Here is a 17,346-nt window from a genome sequence, read left to right as displayed (position 1 = left end):
AGCTTTCCGGCAAGCTATCACCACAACGAGCTATATTGAATCAGATCGTCGACGCGGGACGCCAAGCGGCCTAATGCAAGTACAAGGTCGTCTATCGATTATCTCTTACAATCTGCTCTATCCTGAGGGCCGTCTGTACCCACAACCCGAGATCTAACGCCAGCTTGAAGAATTCGTCGCCCGCGTCGGACGGATTGAGGCAGTACTGACGGACAAGATTCCGGGCGCACCTCCCATGGTCGAGCGCGTCGTCGAGCGAGGCCCATCGGGGATCCCCCACCTCGGCTTCGAAGGCGGCAATCACGGCGACCGGAAGATTCGCCCCGAAGAGAAAGTAATGGAGCGTCGGTAGGAAACCAAAATGCACGGCCGCTTCCTCGCCTGCCGTTCCGTTCCTCGCGAATAGCTGCTCACGCGAGCCTTTCAGGCGGCCCGTCCGAAACTCGGGATCGGTCCAGTAGCTCACGCGCTGCGCGGGAATGGCATTCCGTTCGCTGAGCGACGACAGTAGGCGGGGTATCGGCTCCAGATTTCCTTCATACGCGGTGCGCGCTTCCCGAGTGGTCGGGTCGTGCCGTTGGAAATCAATCCGCGCGACCAAGGCCTCCTCTGCCTCGGTGAACGAGATCGCAAACCGACTGCGGGTCGGCATTCCTAAGCTCATCTGAGCACGATCCGGTTAGCCTCGACGTGACGAAATGCCTTCGACCTGCAAGTCAGCAAGATGACTTGCATCCGTTTGGACGCCTCCTGCAGGATGTCCGTCATCGTCTCCAACCGGATGTCGTCCGAATAGACCAACGGATCATCCAGTATGAGGGAAATCGGTGCTCCATCCTCCAGCAAGAGGTCTGCGAACGCCAGACGAGTCAGGATCGCCAATTGCTCCTGTGTCCCGCGACTAAGGTCGCCACACGCCTCGTCGATCCCAGCTCGTGAAACCCCAGCGAGCCCAAGTTCCTCGTTGAAGGACAGGTCGCTACCGGGCAGAAGTTGCTGGATGTAACGCCCAGCACGTGCCGTAACGGGTGCAAGGAACGTCCTAGATGCTTCGTCCGCCGCCTGCGTCAGGGCTTTCCGCAGCATGTCGAGCGTATCCGCCTCGCGCCTGAGGCGCTCGAGGGAAGTCGCTGAGGCCTCCTCATCGTCACGCGCCTCTGCCACCCTTCCTGCAGGCCCGCTTGTTCCCTCCCTTGCGACTGCCGCTTCGAGCGCTGCGATCGATGCGGTCAGTTCGAGCCGCTCCTCTCCGGCCCGCCGAGCAGCGCGATCGATGTTTTCAATGCGCCGACGGATGGCCTCAGGATCAAAAGAGTCGGTTCCTGCTTTCGTCTTCTCCGCAGATTCGAACTTTGCAGTCCGATCGCGCTGCGCCGACTGAAGGTCCGCTACCAGCTTCCCCCGGTCGCCAGCATCGATCACGGTCCGAAGGTTCTCGCTCGCCGCTTCCATCTCGCGATGCGCACTTCCGTGATCGGCATCAGCCGTAGCCTTGACGCGTTCCGCCTTCGAAAGCGCCTCCCTTGCATCCTCACGTCGGCCAGATGCGGTCGCCTCCGACAGCTTGGCCTCCGTCACCACCCCTTCGAGGGCAGCGATATCGTCCGTCGGCGCGACCGCATCGATGAGATCCTCACTCAGAGACGCAACGAACGCCTTCAGTGCATCAGCACCAGGCGCCAGCGAGATCGACGCGTCACCAGGACAAGCCGACGCAATCTGCTTTTGCAGAGCCATGAGTTCCCGTTCCGCTGCGGCCGCACGCTCGTTTCGCGTGATGCCCTCGGAATGGGATCTGATTCCAAGCCGCCTCAGGGCAGCGTCACGCTCTCCGTCCGCTGCCGCCAAGTCCGCTTCAATGCTAAGGCTGGATCCCACGGGGGGACGAACGGTCACGCTGCCAGCAGTCCCCAGGTCAAACCGGGTAGCTTTCAAGACCTCGACGTTGGCTACCTCCGCGGCTTCACCGTCGATCCGAAGGGTAGAGCCCTCGTTCAATTCCACTTCGACCTTGACGGCTCCGGCCTCGAACCGCGCTCGCGCCTGGATCGCCGCCAACTCGTATTCGGCAACCTTATTGAGCTCACTGGCATCGATCAGGTCCGCTGATGCCTGCTTCAATTCCCTCTCCCGAGCCTCGAGCACGTCAAGCGCGCGCCGAGCATCGATCGCCCTGCGTGCTCCAGCAGCCGTGGCAAATACGCGGGCACGATCACGGGCACCTGCTAGTGCCAACTCGTGCTTTTCCGTCTCCTGCCTGGCGTCATCGAGCGTCTGACGCAGAGCCCTCTCTTCCTCGATCAACTTCTCCACGTTGGAGCGAGCCTCTTCCAGCGATCCTTTCGCCGTTTCTAGTGCATTTCCGGCGGAGTTCAGCCGGTCCTCAGCAGCGTTAAGTCGCTGCACCGCCGCTGAAGCGGTTGTCACGATAGCATCAGCCTGGCCGAGCTGCGCTTCCGCCGCCGAATGTCGAAGCGCAGCCGTTTCAGCGGTCTTCAGATCGTCCTCGAGTTTGCGACGCTGCTCGACCGTCTCGGGGTCGACGAGATCGCGCTCCAGGATCTTCAAACGTGACTTCGCGGTTTCGAGATCGGCAAGCGTGCCCTCATAGTCGCGAAAGACAGCTTCGGCAGCTTGGCGCGCGGCTGTCGCCTCGGCGAGCCGTGTTTCGGCGGCCGCGAGATCGCCCTTAGATTTCCCAGTCGAAGGGGTCCTGAGTGCGGAATATGCCATCTCCACGTTGGACCGGATCGCATCGAACCGACGGCCTCCCGTAACCGCACCCACTTCGGCTTCAAGGACGCCCCGAACCGTGTCGCGCACGATGCGGTTCGGATTTTCGACGGCCAGTGCAGTGGCCTGTTCCACCCACAGTAGGCCAAGCGGGCCCCGGGTTTCCGGATCAGTCCCCCTGTTGCCCCGCTCAAACCCCAGCAGCTCCTGCAGCGCCTCCTCAGCGGCATCGCTCTCCTTGCGGCCGCTGGCCCCGGAGAGGCGAACGGACGCCGACTTCATGAACTGCTTTTCGAGCGTCCAGGCGTCACCTCGAATATGGAAGCCGACCGATACTCTTGGCGCAACGTCGTCACCGATCGGAACGTAGGACCGCACCAGTTCGGTCTTGGCAGAGTATCGGACGAAGAAGGCAGCACGGAGGGCTTCCAGCAAGGTCGATTTGCCCGTCTCGTTGGGCTCGACAACGATGTTGAGACCGTCGGTAAAGCCCTCGACGCGAAGGGGATCGCGGAACTTGCGGAAGTTCGCGACTTCCAGGCTCTTGATGATCATTTCGACACCTCTGCGTCAAATCGAAGCGCTTCGACATAGAGACGCTCCAAAGCCGCCGCCGCAATCTGCGCATCCGGGCCGTTGGCGTCAGCCTTGGATTGCAGTGCCGCAGTGGCACCGGCAAGAGCCCCCTGAACTTCGATCCTCGCGATATCGTCCGACGTGGGCTGGGCAATAAGCTCGTCAGTATCCAGATCGAGGTTGCGCAACTCGTGCGCGAGACGGTTCTCCAGGAGGGCCAACATCGAGACACGGTCGGAAAGGCTCGCCACGCCCGTCAGATCGAGTGCCAACAGCACATCGGAGAGGCGCGCCTCTGTCCTCAGCGTAGCGATCTCCCTCTCAAGCTCATCCTCGTTCGCGACATTCCATCGGCGTGAGATCCAACGGTAACGGCCAGTCTCGACCCTTCGGAGCTGCGGAGGCTCTTCGGACCGCAGATCCACGGAGATGCACGCGCCGGGTTCATCCCGCCCAAACCTATCGATCTCCGGCGTGCCGCTATAGGCAGTCCTATCGCCGAGAGTGAGGAAACCGTGCCAGTCCCCGAGCGCGAGATAGTCCAACCCCGCAGACTTCGCCCGATCGGGAGGGATTAGGTTCGAACTCTCGCCAGACGCTCCAAACTCCGTGATCGAACCGTGTGCCAGCCCGATCCGAAGCGCTCCAGGGGGCGTCGCCATGTCAACCATCGCTGCGGTCGGATCGTTCGTCGTCTTGCGATGCTCGAGAGGCGCCGGAAGTAGCCAGGCACCCTCCTCCATCTCAACCGGTTCGGCCGTGTCGACAATTCGTACCGACGACGGTGCACGAGCGCGGATCCCGCTCCAGAGACCGCCCGCACGGGCGTGGTCATGGTTGCCCGGCATGAGCCACCACGTCACCGGCGCGCGCTCCATCCGGGACAGCGCCTGCATGACGATGCGGTCGCCAGGCTCAACATTGTCGAACACGTCTCCCGCCACCACGACATGTGCTGCGCCGGCCGTCATTGCGGCCTTCCCGAGTTCGTCGATCGCATCAAGCCGCGCTTCGGAGAGCGCGTTGCGCACCTCGTGAGAGAAGCGGCCAAACGGCTTCCCGAGCTGCCAGTCAGCACTGTGAATGATCTTGAGCGTTCCCACGAATCACTCCTTCGTTTTCTTAAGGTAATAGATCTCACAGGTGGGCGACAGAAACTGTCACCTATCGGCGCCTGTGTGCGATAAGCATCGCCAGCTATTCCCCGGTCGTCACTATGACGGTGAAGAAGTCCTGTTCGCGATCACTGGCCTTATGGGTATTGGCTACTCGATATCCGTCGCCTTCGTTGCGAAGCAGGTTCCTCGTAACGGCCCGGAATGACTCCATCTCGGCGTCGGACCCGCCCGTGGGTCGGAAGGACGCGCCACCCGAGGTCCGCCGGTCCCATTCTCAATTAGGTCGTCAAGGTAGCTCATTCAAACATTTCCCAATGCGGACATTCAGCAGCGAGTATTTTCACGGCAGAGCCGGAAAGACGCGTCGGTATTCATGGACCATCTCACGGAGCCTTTGCGGCGCCAAGACCTCCACGGCATCCCCCCATTGATAGAGGTGCCATGTCATCTCAAGGAACCCTGACGCCATGAAGCTGACGGTGAGCGATCCATCCTCTCCCTCCTCCGCGGACTGCGTGGGATGGAAGACGAAGCGCCGCGCATGAGCGGCTGCATCCGGCGTGAAACGCCAAACTACCTCGCCGAACTCCCGTTCGCTCTCATATGAGCCGAAGCCCTTCTCGGCATGTCGTTTGAGATTGAATCCGAGATCGATCTCGAAAGATTCGGCGAGCATCTCCGCCTCGTAGATCTCCTCGACCCGATAGTGCCGCAAATTGGCTTCCGGTCCCTTGCCGGTATCCCGCGCGACAAGATACCGGCGCACGCCGAGCAGGAGGCCATGGGGGGCGACAATACGTTCGCTCGGCTCGTCCTCGTCCCGCCTCCGATAGCTGATGCGAAGGAGGTTCGGGCCCTTCAGCGCTTCGTAGATCGCCTCGACCACGTCCTCGTCGGCTGCGGGCTGTGGTCCAGGGCGGGCGGCGTGGCCGAGCGCCTCCAGGATCGCCTCCTTGTCCACGTCGAGCTTCGTTCCCTTGTCAGGCGGTATCAGCGCTCTAACCTTCCGCTCTAGGCTACGGGCATGCGCGGCTTCCTTCGGCATGCCGGCGTGGTCCAGCTGGACGATCGCCTCCGCCAAAGCGACGAGCTCCTCGGACGAGGGTGTCAGGAGCGGAGCAATGGCGCGGGCAGGGATGTTCCATCTCGCCCGTCGGTCCTCGCCGATCGCATAGTCAGTCTGGGGGAAGGCCGCCTGCAGCGCGAAGGTCATACGCTGCGCTGTCCTTTCCGAGCATGAGAACTCTTCTTGGATGTCCTCTAGCGTCACGCCACGGCGACCCGTCGCCAGCATCGCCAGCCTCAGCAGTTCCTGCGCTTTCGAAAAGGCCATGACGATAACCCCGACAGATTTTGTCACCCATATATGCTATTCCGAGTCCGAAGGGGAATTATAATGCGCATGCTCGACGGAAAACTCCGCCTTTCCGCCTCCGACCTGATGCGGTTCAAGGGGTGCAGGCACGCCACGACGCTCGATTTGAGGCTGATGGAAGTTGGCGACGTCACGCCAGCGGCAGATGGTGATGAGGCGCTTCTGCTCCAGCGCCAGGGCGACGCCCACGAGCTCGCGTTCCTCGACGGCCTCCGCAAGACTGGCCGCTCGATCGTTGAGATACCCAAAGAGGGCATACCCATCGAACGCTCGGTCGAACTCACGATCGAAGCAATGCGTGATGGACCGGACGTGATATTTCAGGGAGCCCTACTGGGCGGTGCCTGGGGAGGCTATACCGACTTCTTGGAACGGATCGACCGGCCGTCGGCGATTGGTCCCTGGTCCTACGAGGTGGTCGATACAAAATTGAAGCGAAAGCCCGATCCGAAGCACGTTCTTCAGCTGTCCCTCTATTCCGACCTGCTGACGGAAGTTCAGGAACTGCGCCCAGAAGCCGCGCACCTCCAACTCGGTGATGGTTCGCGGTTCTCCGTCCGGCTGGCTGACGTAGCCTCCTATGCCCGGAATGCTCGAAACGTCTTCGAGACGTTTCTTCACGACCGTCCCGAAACCCGATCCGACCCCGTCTCCGGATGCGGCCTGTGCAGATGGAAGGATCATTGCCGCTCCGAATGGGAGGCGACCGACAGTCTGTCGCTTGTCGCTGGCATCACCAAGTCCCAGCGTGGTAAGCTCGAGGCTTTCGGCATCGCTACCCTCAACGGCCTCGCCGATGTCGGAGGCAGGGTCCCGAAGCTGTCACCCGAGGTGCAATCGCGACTGGCAATGCAGGCGAAGCTACAGCGGAAGCGCCGCGCGGGTGGTCCCCCCGGCTTTGAACTTCGCGACTTCCAGCCGGGAAAAGGGTTCGGCCTCCTGCCTCAGCCCGACGACGGGGACCTCTTCTACGATATAGAGGGCGATCCCTACTATGAAGGCGGTCTGGAGTATCTCCACGGAGTGTGGTTCCGCGACAAAGGCGAATGGGCGTTTCGCGCTTTCTGGGCTCACGATCGCGAGGCCGAAGGCCAAGCCGTCGCGGAACTGCTGGAATTCTTCGTCAGTCATCTGCGTACACATCCCCATGCACGGATCTACCATTATGCGAACTACGAGATTGCGGCGCTCCGCCGCCTGACGGCTGCCCATCGAGTGGGTGAGGCCGCGATGGACCAGCTCCAGCGTGAACGCCGCTTCGTCGATCTGTTCAAAGTTGTATCCGGATCGCTGATCGCCTCTGAGAAGGGGTATTCGATCAAGGATCTGGAGGTATTCTACATGCAGAAGCGGGATGCGGACGTTGCCACGGCCGGTGCGAGCGTCGTGTTCTACGAAAACTGGCGTGAGACTGGTGACGACGCGCTTCTGGAAAAGATCTACGACTACAACAGGACCGACTGCATCTCAACGCAGCTGCTACGCGATTGGCTGGTCGCGGACGTGCGACCGGCCGATATGCCGTGGCCGAGGTTGGGCGAGGTGCCCGAAGCCGGTGCGCTGTCGAACGTCGCGGAGGAGGACGCCGAAGTCGAGGCGCTTCGGAGCAGGTTGGAGCCGGTGCGCGCGCGGCTGGGGGACGAAGTGGCTGATATACTGCTCGACCTCAACTTCTTCCACAAGCGTGAGGACAAGCCCGCCTGGTGGGCGATCTTCGACCGGCTTGCCCAAGAAAGCGAGGATCTCCTCGACGACCTCGAATGCATCCAGGGGCTCGAAGCCATCGGCGACCCCGTGAAGGTGACTGCCAAGTCTTTTGAACGGACATATCGCTTCCCGGCACAGGAGACGAAGCTCCGCGCAGGGAAGAAGCCGTGCGTGAAACCTGCCGAGATGCCCGAGGACATCGACCTCAGGGAGCTCGACGCCACTGCCGGAACGCTCGTCCTGCGCCGCTCAACCGCAAAAGGTCCACTTCCTGACCGTCTCGACCTCATACCTGGCAAGCCGATCGCCAATGCGACGCTCCGCAACGCGGTGGCGGCCGTTACCGAGGAAATCATCAAGGGCACGGGTCGCGCGAAGGCGGTCGAACAGCTTCTGACCCGCAGCGTGCCTAAGTTCACGAGTGGCTCCCGCAGTGCTGGGATCATTGACCCCGACGGCGACCTCCCCTCCCAGACGAGCGCGGCGATCGCGGACATGGCGGGAACCACGCTCGCGATCCAGGGACCGCCCGGCACCGGCAAGACCTATGTAAGCGCCCTTTCGATCGTCGATCTTATCCGAGCAGGGAAGCGCGTCGCCGTCTCGTCGAACAGCCACAAGGCCATCGGCAACCTACTCGAGGCGATAGCCGATCGTGCGGCAAGCGAGGGGCTGAACTGCCAAGTCGTCCAGAAGGCCAACGACGATGGCGACGACGATTCCCATCCCGGTATCACGCTGGTCCAGTCGAACGATGCGCCGGAGATCGGGACCGCCAACGTGATGGGAGCGACGGCGTGGCATTTCGCCCGCTACGATGCGCCTTCATTCGATTATCTGTTCGTGGACGAGGCAGGGCAGGTCTCGCTCGCTAACATTATGGCGATGTCTAGAGCCGCCCATAATCTCGTGCTGGTGGGCGATCCGATGCAGCTACCTCAGCCGCTACAGGGAACACACCCCGCGCGCAGCGGTGAGTCTTGTCTCGAGTATCTCATAGATGGGCATCGCGTAGTGCCGGAGGACAGAGGCATCTTCATGCCCGTCAGCCGCCGGATGCATCCGACGATCTGTAGCTTCATTTCCGCCGCGGTCTACGAGGATCGCCTCCATCCCGACGACGCGGCTGGCACACAGGCGCTACTTGGCGCAGACGGCGCCTCGCTCGTCGGAGCTGGCGTCAGGTCGATAGCCCACAGTGGGCGATCTCAAGTCTGTCCCGAGGAGATCGATGCGATAAGGGCTCATATCGCGAAGGTTCTGGGCTCAACCTATCGCGGACGAGACGGTGCGGAACGCACGGTCGAATATGGCGACATTCTGGTCGTCGCTCCCTACAATGCGCAGGTGAACGCGTTGCGGGCAGCGCTACCCACAGGGATACGCGTCGGCACCGTCGATCGCTTCCAGGGCCAGGAGGCTCCGGTCTGCCTCGTGTCGATGACAACATCGAGCGGCGAGGAACTCCCCCGGGACATCGACTTCCTGTTCTCGCTTAACCGTATAAATGTCGCGGTATCTCGTGCGCAGACATCGGCCGTCGTGTTCGCCAGCCCGCTGCTTCTCGAGACGCCCTGCCGAACTGTGGCAGAGATGATGCTCGTAAATGCACTTTGTTTCCTGCGTGAACACGGGGGTGACAGCTTCTGACACCTGCGCGTGCGAATCTCCTATTCATCGGAAGAAGGAGATCAGAAATGGGTTTCTCGGATATCGGACTGCGCCACATCGTCGACATTGACGGTCAGCTCCTCGGCATCGACGCCGAAGTGATCGACACCGCTTCTCTTCTTGCACGGGCAAACTGCCCCGTGGACAGTCTCGTGTGGATGGTGCGCGCCGGTGAGCGCGTGGCGGTCGAGCCGAAGCAGCTGATCCGTCTCTCGGAGCAGGACGTTGTCTTCTTCGAAACCTCTGCCGCTCGCAACTGGTCGCCCTTCGAACTGATGGCGGCCTAGGCTGAAGGATCGATCTGGTGTCACCTCGGTTCGACTGCCACACTGGTAGCAGATGCGCCGCACAGGCAGATTGGAGCATGTAGATGAAGGTGTTCGTCAGTTCGCTGATCACGGGCTATGAGCCAATGCGCGAAACGGCGCGTCGGGCGATCACGACCTTGCGCAACGAGGTCATCATGGCTGAGGACTTCCCCGCTCAGCCCAACTCGTCGCAGGTTGCTTGCCTTCAGGGCGTGCGGGCGGCCGACCTCGTCGTCCTCATCCTCGGACCGGACTACGGTTTCGTTCCCCCTGGCGCAGCGATCTCCGCCACCCATCAGGAATATCGGGAGGCGCGCGGGACGAAGCCCATCCTGGCATTCATCCAGCAGGGCATGGAGGCGCAGCCGGAACAAAGCGCCTTCATCGATGAGGTGCAGGCGTGGGAAGGCGGTCTTTTCCGTCGTGGCTTCAGGGATGCGGCCGATCTGCACGAAGCCATCACGCAATCACTTCACGACTACATCCTATCCATCGCGACCGGCCCGGTCGATCAGGAGGGTCTAATCGCAAAGGCGAAGGCGTTGATACCGGCGGAAAGGCAGAACCAGCATTCGACAACGATGCTCGAACTCGTGATCGTCGGCGGCCCCTTCCAACAGATACTGCGCCCCATCGAGATGGAGAGCCCCGACCTCGGGGAAGAACTGCAGCAGAAGGCACTGTTCGGCGATAGCCGCCTCCTCGACCGGACTAAAGGAAGCGTCACGGCTCTCGATGGTCCTGATCTCCTGATCAAGCAGGATCGAGGCGGATCAATCCGATTGACCGAGCAGGGGGCGGCCGCGTTCCGCCTTCCGCTCGAGGACACGGAGACGAAGGACCGGATGAGCGGGTTCGGAGGCATGCTGATCATCGAGGAGATCGTGCGGGAACGCCTCCAGTCAGCACTTCGCTACGCTGCTGCGACTCTGGAGCGCATCGATCCGACACAGCGTCTAACGCATCTCGGGATCGCGGCATTCGTGTCAGGGAGCGAATACCGCACTTGGAAGACACGCGAGCAGCAAAACTCCATGGGCGGCTCCCTTCAGATGGGGATGGGTCAGATAGATCGGGCGCCGATCTCCATGGTCATCCGACGCGCTGCGCTCCGACTGGATCGCACCCCCCTGATCGAAGACATCCTCGTGCCGCTCCGTCGGCAGTTCTCGTAAGGAAACAGCATCTTCAACCGCGTCGTGGAAGCAGGTTCGTTCACGGCGGCTGCGAGGACGTTCGGCAGTACGCCTTCCGCGGTCTCCAAGAGCATGGCGAGGCTGGAGGCTCGTCTTGGCGTCCGCCTCTTTCAGCGCTCGACGCGCGCGTTCGCCGTGACGGCTGAGGGCGAAGGCTATTTCGACCGGGTCGCTCCGCTGGTCAGGGGGATACAGTAAGCGGACGTCGAACTTCGTGGCGACACGCCGATGACGGGGCCGCTTAGGATCAGTATGCCAGCGGACTTCGACCGCTTGCTGCTCGACGCCGTGACCGAGAGATTTCTTCCGACACATCCCGGGATTCGCCTCGAGATCAACATGAACGACCGCCGCGTTGATATGATAAGGGAGGGCTTCGATATGGCTCTACGTGTCGGTCGTGTGGCCGACACCGGACTTATCGCCAAGCCGCTCGGCATGTTGTCGATGGTTCTGGTGGCCTCTCCAGACTATATTGCCCGACGTGGGGCGCCAGCGACGGTTGCTGCACTGGAAAATCACGACCACATTCGATACATGCTCGCAGGCAGGCCATTCCCGATCCATTTTCTCGACGCCGAGTACATACCCTGTACCGGTGTTTTCGATACGGATAGCGGCGAAGCCCTGAGGATCGCTGCACGAAACGGGTTGGGCATCGCGCATATCCTGCAAGCCTCAGTCGAAAATGACCTGGCCGCAGGGCGACTTGAAAGAGTGTTGCCGGAGATATCCCTCACGGCAGCCCCGGTTCAGGTGCCTCACGCCTTTGCAAGAGCCATGCCCGCCCGGGCGCGCGCCCTGACATCGTTTCTTGCAGGAGACATAGCGACCTATAGTCTCGGATGATTGGTCGTCAGAATGTGCGTGTGAGGCGATCGATACATGTCGCAGTCCAGTCGCTTTTACCAGCAGGAGCGGGGCGCTGGTCCGGACAAATTCCCGGGCCCCAGTCACCGAAGTCGCCGTGCAACCCGATCACGGGGTCCGGCTACCTCGACATTTGGCTGCACCTTGGGATGATAACATGATGCACTCGAATGCTATAAACCGCTACAACCGATCAGTCTGCAGGAGATAGCATGGACATGGCGTCTGGAATCGAGAGCGTAGCAACCGAAGACGCGCCGCGCCCTGCTGGCCATTATTCGCAAGGCAGTGCATGGCGCGATCTCGTCTTCGTCTCTGGCCAGTTGGGTCAGCGACCTGATGGAAGCCACACCTTCGAAGCTCCTTTCGACGAGCAGGCCGCTCAGGCCCTCGACAACGTCCTGGCGATCCTAAAGGCCGCCGACGTGGGCCTCGAAGGGATCGTTAGGATGACCGCCTACATCGCAGGAGTGGAAAACTGGCCCGCCTTCAATCGGATCTATGCCGAGAAGCTCGGGTCATCCAAGCCGGCCCGCACAGTCGTTCCCGTATCGGAACTGCACCATGGTTATCTCGTGGAGGTCGAGGCGATCGGGGTGCGCGGCATCGACCGGATGGTGGGCGCGGGTTGAGGATCACGCCGACGGAGGCGGTCGCTGATAAAAGGCCCATCCACTCATGGCTGCGCCGATGATCGCCGGCAGAATAACGAGTGGAAAGTCGATTAGGAGCCTTCCGGAACCACAGATGCCAGCGCCCGCCTCCCATAGGTGGAATATTGCGTGCGCTGCCAGCCAAATGGTGCCCAGGGTCCATAGGAGGCATCGAAGCATCGGCATCCAGGCACCCACCAGGAAGCATGTTCCAAGCATGCCGTAGATCATGCCGATGTCACGAATGAAGTGCTGATTGAATGCGCCGGTTGACGTGATGCCTGGAACGGCGAAATACCAGTTGACCGGGTCGAAGATCATGAAGCTGGCATTCACGATCGAACATAGGCCGAGGAACGCGGCTAGTATCGGAATGGTCCGTCGCATCGCTCTGTCTTCCGGCCGTGGCCCGTGGCCAGGCGCGGCTGCGCCGCGCCTGGGATCAATCAGGGCTTGGCGGCGACGGGCAGGCGGAAGGGCGCCCCCAGGCGGTTGAAGGCGTTCATCGCAGCGATGGTGATGGTCAGATCGACGAGATCCTTGGGTTCGAACGCCTCTGCGGCAGCGGCGTAGGCCTCATCGGAGGCATGCGTCTCGCTGACGTTGGTGACTTCCTCGGCCCAAGCGAGTGCAGCCCGGTACTGGTCGGGAAACAGGTGCGGCACTTCCTCCCATACCGGCACCAGGGCGACCTTGTCGATCGACATGGTCTTGAGCAGGTCGCGCGTGTGGATGTCGATGCAGTGCGCGCAGCCATTGATCTGCGAGACGCGCAGGAAGATGAGATGGATCAGTTCCTCGGGAAGGTTCGTCCCGGTCATGATGTAATGGTGCATCCCGTAGAGAGCCTTAGCGCCGGCGGGCGCCACTTCTGGCCAGTTCAGTCAATTCATGGCGTTTTTCCTTTCCTCTGGAAACTGTGATTCATCTCTTGCCTTCGCGACGGTCGTCACTCGGTGTCCATACGGTTCATGCCGCAGGCCATCGGGACCAGCGATCAGGTGTAGGGCGAAACCTTTTCATACGGTCGTCTAGGTTTAGGGTTGGACGTGTCGTCTGCTGATCCCTTTGAATATGGAGTGCAGATATGCAGGCATTCGAGTCGACAGCCCCTGAAATGCGGATGGCCTCAAGGCCATACCCATCTGGGTATGTCGTTGCACAAAGGAAGGCGTCACTTGGAGCCGCGGGTTCTTCAATGGTCGCAAGCGGGAGGGTGCGACGCGATGAGGGAAGGCGGAAAGTTCGCCCCCACGTTGTCCGGCTGGGGGCCTGAGTGTAGGTGGACTTGGACGATTTCGGTGATTTCGCAGGCTCGCCGCGTCGCTGATGAAGAATGGGCAAGTGCGGCATGTGCTGGGGGTTGATCAGGCGATTGGTGAGGTTCGTGCCGCCGATGCTGGCGCTCGCCCTGCTGATGGCTTCGCCCAGTGGTGGTCAGACACCGCCGGGGTCGCCGTCTGCGGCCTTCGCGACATATACCCATCAGAAGTGGGGCCGCGAGCGTGATGCCCCCAAGCAGATATATTCGCTTGCCCAGGGCCGGGACGGCTACCTTTGGTTGGCGACGGTGCAAGGGCTCTACCGGTTCGATGGTGCGCGGTTCGAGCACATCCAGTCCCCACGACCGAGCATTGAAGGCCACCCGTCCGCAGTGCTCGTCGCCCGGAATGGAGACGTCTGGGTCAACTTTGCCGGGTCTCATCGCTTCGCCATCTATCGAAGTGGCGTCCTCAGGCTGCTTCCCCCGTCTCCGGTCACACATCGTGTCTCGACGATGAGGGAAGGGCCGGACGGTGCGATCTGGGTGCTGAGCGATGCCGAGGACGATCCCCTGTTTCGTTACAGGGATGGCAGGTGGAAGCAGTACGGCCGGCGTGATGGAATTCCATCGGGCAATCCATTCGACATGATGGTGGATGCTGCTGGCGCCGTCTGGCTTACCCACGCGAGTGCGATTCTCAGGTTGGACCTAAATCGTAATCAATTTTTCCCCCGCAAGCCGTGGAACGACACTGTCGCGCGCATGGCCATCGATCCGGCGGGGAGGGTGTGGCTTAGCACCGAGCGGGGCAGCTATCCCATAACGGGGGAGCAGGGGCGGGGGTCTCCCCCAAGGGTCCTGTTTCCCTACATGACGGATCGTCCGCAGATCAGGGGCTTTACCATCTTCGATCAGGATGGGAACCTGTGGGTCGCGACGGAATATCGCGGTGTTCAGCGTGTGCAGCGTCCCAGTCCCCGAGGCGCTTCCAACCGATCCGAGGCATCAGTGGTCGTGGAGCGCTTCACAGATCAGAATGGCCTCACATCCAATGTGACGGAGCGTCTTATTCAGGACCTTGAGGGCAACATCTGGGTCGGGACGGAGAAAGGCATCGATCGCTTCCGCCGTGCGTCGGTGGTGGACGTGCCAGAACTCGACGACCCGCACGTCTTCGGTGATCAGCTTCTTTCAGCGCGCGACGGCAGCGTCTTCATCGCGGAGGCGAGCCGCATCTATCGCGTCGGCCCGGGAGACGATCCCAAATCCGTGATGGTTGCCGGTCAGCGCCCTAGTACCATCTGCGAAGCTCCCAATAGAGACATTTGGATCACGCTGTACCGGACGATACATGTTTTGAGAAACGGGCGGATGGTGGGCACGAAGCCAATGCTGCCAACGGACATCACAGTGTATGACTGCGCGTTCGATGCCCGTGGCGACTATTGGATCAGCGTGGCGAGAGGGGGGCTGTATCGCCTTCGGGGCGAGCGCTGGGAACGCATGTTCGGCGAAACCGGACCCGACTACCGTCCTCGGTCCATGATCGAGGATCGGCACGGAAAGGTACTGGCACAGTGGAGCTACAGGACGCTGAGATATGTCGCGTCTCCTGATGTCGGAGCGATGTCGGTGCCGTTCAGTATACAGGATCCTCAGCCGGTGACACTCTACTCGCCTCCGAGGGGCGTCGGAAGGGTCGACCTTTATGTCGGTGGTCCCGATGGCGTCGCGCGTCTCTTCGGCGGACGCTGGCAGCGGCTGCGCAAGGACAGGCTCCCCAGCCTCGTCAACATCAATGGAATTGTCGTTACGCGCGGGGGGGATCACTGGATCGCGGGAAGCGCCGGCATCATAAGGATTCCGCGCTCCGAGGCTGAGGTCGCGTTCTCGAATCCTGGCTATCGCCCCAAGTATGAGCTGTTCGACAAGGATTCCGGGCTTGCAAGCCTGCCCCATGATCATAGCAGGAGATCGATCGTCCAAGGCGGTGACGGCAGGATCTGGATCGCGACCCAGGCAGGCGTAGCCTGGATCGATCCAGCTAGGCTCACTCGTAACATGCATGCGCCGGAGCTATGGGTATCGCGAGTCAGGGTGGGCAACCGTTCATACCGTGATCCCAGGGCGATCAGGCTGAAGGCAGGCGAGTCCGATATCGAGATCGACTTCTCAGTGCTTAGCCTTTCCAATCCCGATCGCACCGAAGCGATGTACATGCTCGAGGGTCAGGATCACGGTTGGACGTCGAGTGGCCATCGTCGCGAGGCGTTCTATACAAATCTGGTTCCAGGGCGATACCGCTTCAGAGTTGTCGGCACTAATGAGGACGGCATCGAGAACCGGGACGGCGTCTCGGTGGACATCGAGGTCGTGCCTACCTTCGTGCAATCCATCTGGTTCCCTGTGGTGTTGGCCGTTGCCGCAGTTCTGGTCATCTGGTTCCTTCTCCGGCTCCGATCTGCGCAGGTTGCGGCCCAGATGCGCGGGAGGCTGGAGCAACGCCTCATGGAACGTGAAGCGATAGCCCGCGACCTGCATGACACGCTGCTGCAGGGCGTGCAGGGCTTCATGTTCCGCATCCAGGCGATCGCCAATCGCCTCGCCGCAGGTAGCGAGGAGCGCCTTTCCCTAGAGAAGGCTCTTGATCATGCCGATGATCTGGTCATGCAGGGACGGGAAAGCGTCCGCGACTTGCGCGTCAGCGACATGGCGGGTGATCTGCGTCGCACTCTGCAGGATGCTGTCGACGATGCACTGCTGGATGACGCGATCGACGTCCAGATAGTCGAGCTGGGGTCGCCACGGGAAATACATCCACTGGCACTAGCCGAGATAAAGGCGATTGTAGGGGAAGCGCTCTTCAACATAGGTAGGCACGCGGGAGCCGCCGAGGTCGAACTGGTTGCTTCCTATGGCCGTCGTTCACTCAGGCTGCGTGTGCACGACGATGGCCGTGGCATTTCCGAAGACGTCCTCGACAGCGGGCGCCGAGAAGGTCACTTCGGACTTGTAGGCATGCGCGAGCGTGCCCAGGTCATAGGCGGTTCTGTCATCGTCAGGAGCCAGGCGGGAGAGGGCACTGAGGTAGTGCTCGACGTTCCTGGCGGCGTCGCCTATCGCGACGGCAACAAACCTGCAGGCTTCTTCTCACGCTTCTGGCCGCTCTAGCGTCGAGAGTTCGAGAAAACCCCGTCGCGCTGCGGTGATCGCAGCCTGCGTACGGTCGTTTGCGTCGAGTTTGAAGAAGACATTCTTTAGGGCGACCTTCACTGTCTCGGTGGAGACGCCGATGCCCTTGGCGATCTCCTTGTTGGTAAGTCCCTGTGCCACCATTCTCATGATAGCGATCTCGCGTCTGCTCAGGTGCTCGCTGACGGGGTGCTGTTCGAAATCCTCCAGGATCTCGCTCTGCACGTAGGTCCCGCCGTCGTGGACCTTGCGGATCGCGTCGAGCAACTGCCCTCTAACCCCGCTTTTGAGGAGATATCCGCTGGCGCCCGCGCGCAGCAGCGCTCGGGCCGGGACATCTCCCCTGTAGTTTGTGAGGACGATGATCCGCGCCTCGGCAAACTCCGATCGGATCGCGACGAGCGCGTCGAAGCCGTTCATCACCGGCATTTGGAGATCCATGAGTGTGACGTCAGGTTGGAGCTCGCGGTAGCGGTCCAACGCCTCGGCACCGCTCGACGCCTCCCCACACAAAGCAACGTCGTTCTGACTTCCAATCAGCGCGGAGATGCCGTCGCGAAGCAGAGGATGGTCATCGACGACCAGGACTTTGATTGGGGCTTTGAGGACAGCCATGGCACCCGCTCACCTTTCATCCGGGCTCCACTCTTCTACGCCCAACCCGTTCACAGTGCGACAGATTT

The 17,346-nt window shown here is 61.3% G+C and carries 14 protein-coding genes; 7 read left to right on the top strand and 7 right to left on the bottom strand.

All coding sequences use genetic code 11. The features are described 5' to 3' along the window. Positions 1–91 precede the first annotated feature (91 nt). From U5A89_RS14920 to U5A89_RS14905, 4 genes are all read right to left on the bottom strand, one after another. The gene (locus U5A89_RS14920) at positions 92–664 is read right to left on the bottom strand and encodes a hypothetical protein (RefSeq protein WP_338161853.1); all 573 of its coding nucleotides are present in this window, start codon (positions 662–664) and stop codon (positions 92–94) included. Next, complete coding sequence (locus U5A89_RS14915) at positions 661–3,288, bottom strand: AAA family ATPase (RefSeq protein WP_338161852.1); 2,628 nt, start codon at positions 3,286–3,288, stop codon at positions 661–663. The genes U5A89_RS14920 and U5A89_RS14915 overlap by 4 nt, the downstream gene beginning before the upstream one ends. Continuing rightward, positions 3,285–4,412 (bottom strand): metallophosphoesterase family protein, encoded by a 1,128-nt coding sequence (locus U5A89_RS14910; protein WP_338161851.1) that lies wholly within the window; start codon positions 4,410–4,412, stop codon positions 3,285–3,287. The genes U5A89_RS14915 and U5A89_RS14910 overlap by 4 nt, the downstream gene beginning before the upstream one ends. A 355-nt stretch (positions 4,413–4,767) precedes the next feature. Then, positions 4,768–5,787: a helix-turn-helix transcriptional regulator gene (locus tag U5A89_RS14905; protein WP_338161850.1), complete on the bottom strand. Its 1,020-nt coding sequence runs from the start codon at positions 5,785–5,787 to the stop codon at positions 4,768–4,770. 36 nt (positions 5,788–5,823) lie between these two features. On the opposite strand from U5A89_RS14905, the gene U5A89_RS14900 reads away from it, so the two are divergent. The 6 genes from U5A89_RS14900 (at position 5,824) to U5A89_RS14880 (ending at position 12,186) form a co-directional block, all read left to right on the top strand. Then, positions 5,824–9,159: a TM0106 family RecB-like putative nuclease gene (locus tag U5A89_RS14900; protein ID WP_338161849.1), complete on the top strand. Its 3,336-nt coding sequence runs from the start codon at positions 5,824–5,826 to the stop codon at positions 9,157–9,159. A 47-nt stretch (positions 9,160–9,206) separates the two neighbouring features. Further along, positions 9,207–9,467, top strand: a complete 261-nt coding sequence (locus tag U5A89_RS14895; RefSeq protein WP_338161848.1) for a hypothetical protein — start codon at positions 9,207–9,209, stop codon at positions 9,465–9,467. 83 nt (positions 9,468–9,550) lie between these two features. Further along, positions 9,551–10,663 (top strand): DUF4062 domain-containing protein, encoded by a 1,113-nt coding sequence (locus tag U5A89_RS14890; protein WP_338161847.1) that lies wholly within the window; start codon positions 9,551–9,553, stop codon positions 10,661–10,663. A gap of 9 nt (positions 10,664–10,672) precedes the next feature. After that, positions 10,673–10,882, top strand: a complete 210-nt coding sequence (locus U5A89_RS21375; protein WP_445190703.1) for a LysR family transcriptional regulator — start codon at positions 10,673–10,675, stop codon at positions 10,880–10,882. Positions 10,883–10,912: 30 nt separating this feature from the next. After that, entirely contained in the window at positions 10,913–11,533 is a 621-nt protein-coding gene (locus U5A89_RS14885) for a substrate binding domain-containing protein (RefSeq protein WP_338161846.1), read from the top strand. Positions 11,534–11,766: 233 nt separating this feature from the next. Next, positions 11,767–12,186 carry a RidA family protein gene (locus U5A89_RS14880; RefSeq protein ID WP_338161845.1) on the top strand — a complete coding sequence of 140 codons (420 nt, stop codon included), beginning with the start codon at positions 11,767–11,769 and terminating at the stop codon, positions 12,184–12,186. Between the two features lie 3 nt (positions 12,187–12,189). Here U5A89_RS14880 and U5A89_RS14875 read toward each other — a convergent pair whose 3' ends face one another. Beyond that, entirely contained in the window at positions 12,190–12,528 is a 339-nt protein-coding gene (locus tag U5A89_RS14875; protein ID WP_338161844.1) for a hypothetical protein, read from the bottom strand. Positions 12,529–12,653: 125 nt separating this feature from the next. After that, entirely contained in the window at positions 12,654–13,076 is a 423-nt protein-coding gene (locus U5A89_RS14870) for a carboxymuconolactone decarboxylase family protein (protein ID WP_338161843.1), read from the bottom strand. A gap of 527 nt (positions 13,077–13,603) precedes the next feature. Between U5A89_RS14870 and U5A89_RS14865 the strand changes: the two genes are divergently transcribed. After that, positions 13,604–16,642 (top strand): sensor histidine kinase, encoded by a 3,039-nt coding sequence (locus U5A89_RS14865; RefSeq protein ID WP_338161842.1) that lies wholly within the window; start codon positions 13,604–13,606, stop codon positions 16,640–16,642. Here the strand turns inward: U5A89_RS14865 and U5A89_RS14860 are convergent. Then, positions 16,622–17,278 carry a response regulator transcription factor gene (locus tag U5A89_RS14860; protein ID WP_338161841.1) on the bottom strand — a complete coding sequence of 219 codons (657 nt, stop codon included), beginning with the start codon at positions 17,276–17,278 and terminating at the stop codon, positions 16,622–16,624. The two genes, U5A89_RS14865 and U5A89_RS14860, sit on opposite strands and share 21 nt — an antisense overlap. Between the last annotated feature and the right edge of the window lie 68 nt (positions 17,279–17,346).

This window comes from Sphingobium sp. HWE2-09 (genome assembly GCF_035989265.1).
Lineage (GTDB): Bacteria > Pseudomonadota > Alphaproteobacteria > Sphingomonadales > Sphingomonadaceae > Sphingobium.
The sequence above is the reverse complement of the archived record's forward strand: the minus strand, read 5'-3'. Positions and strand labels throughout refer to the sequence as shown.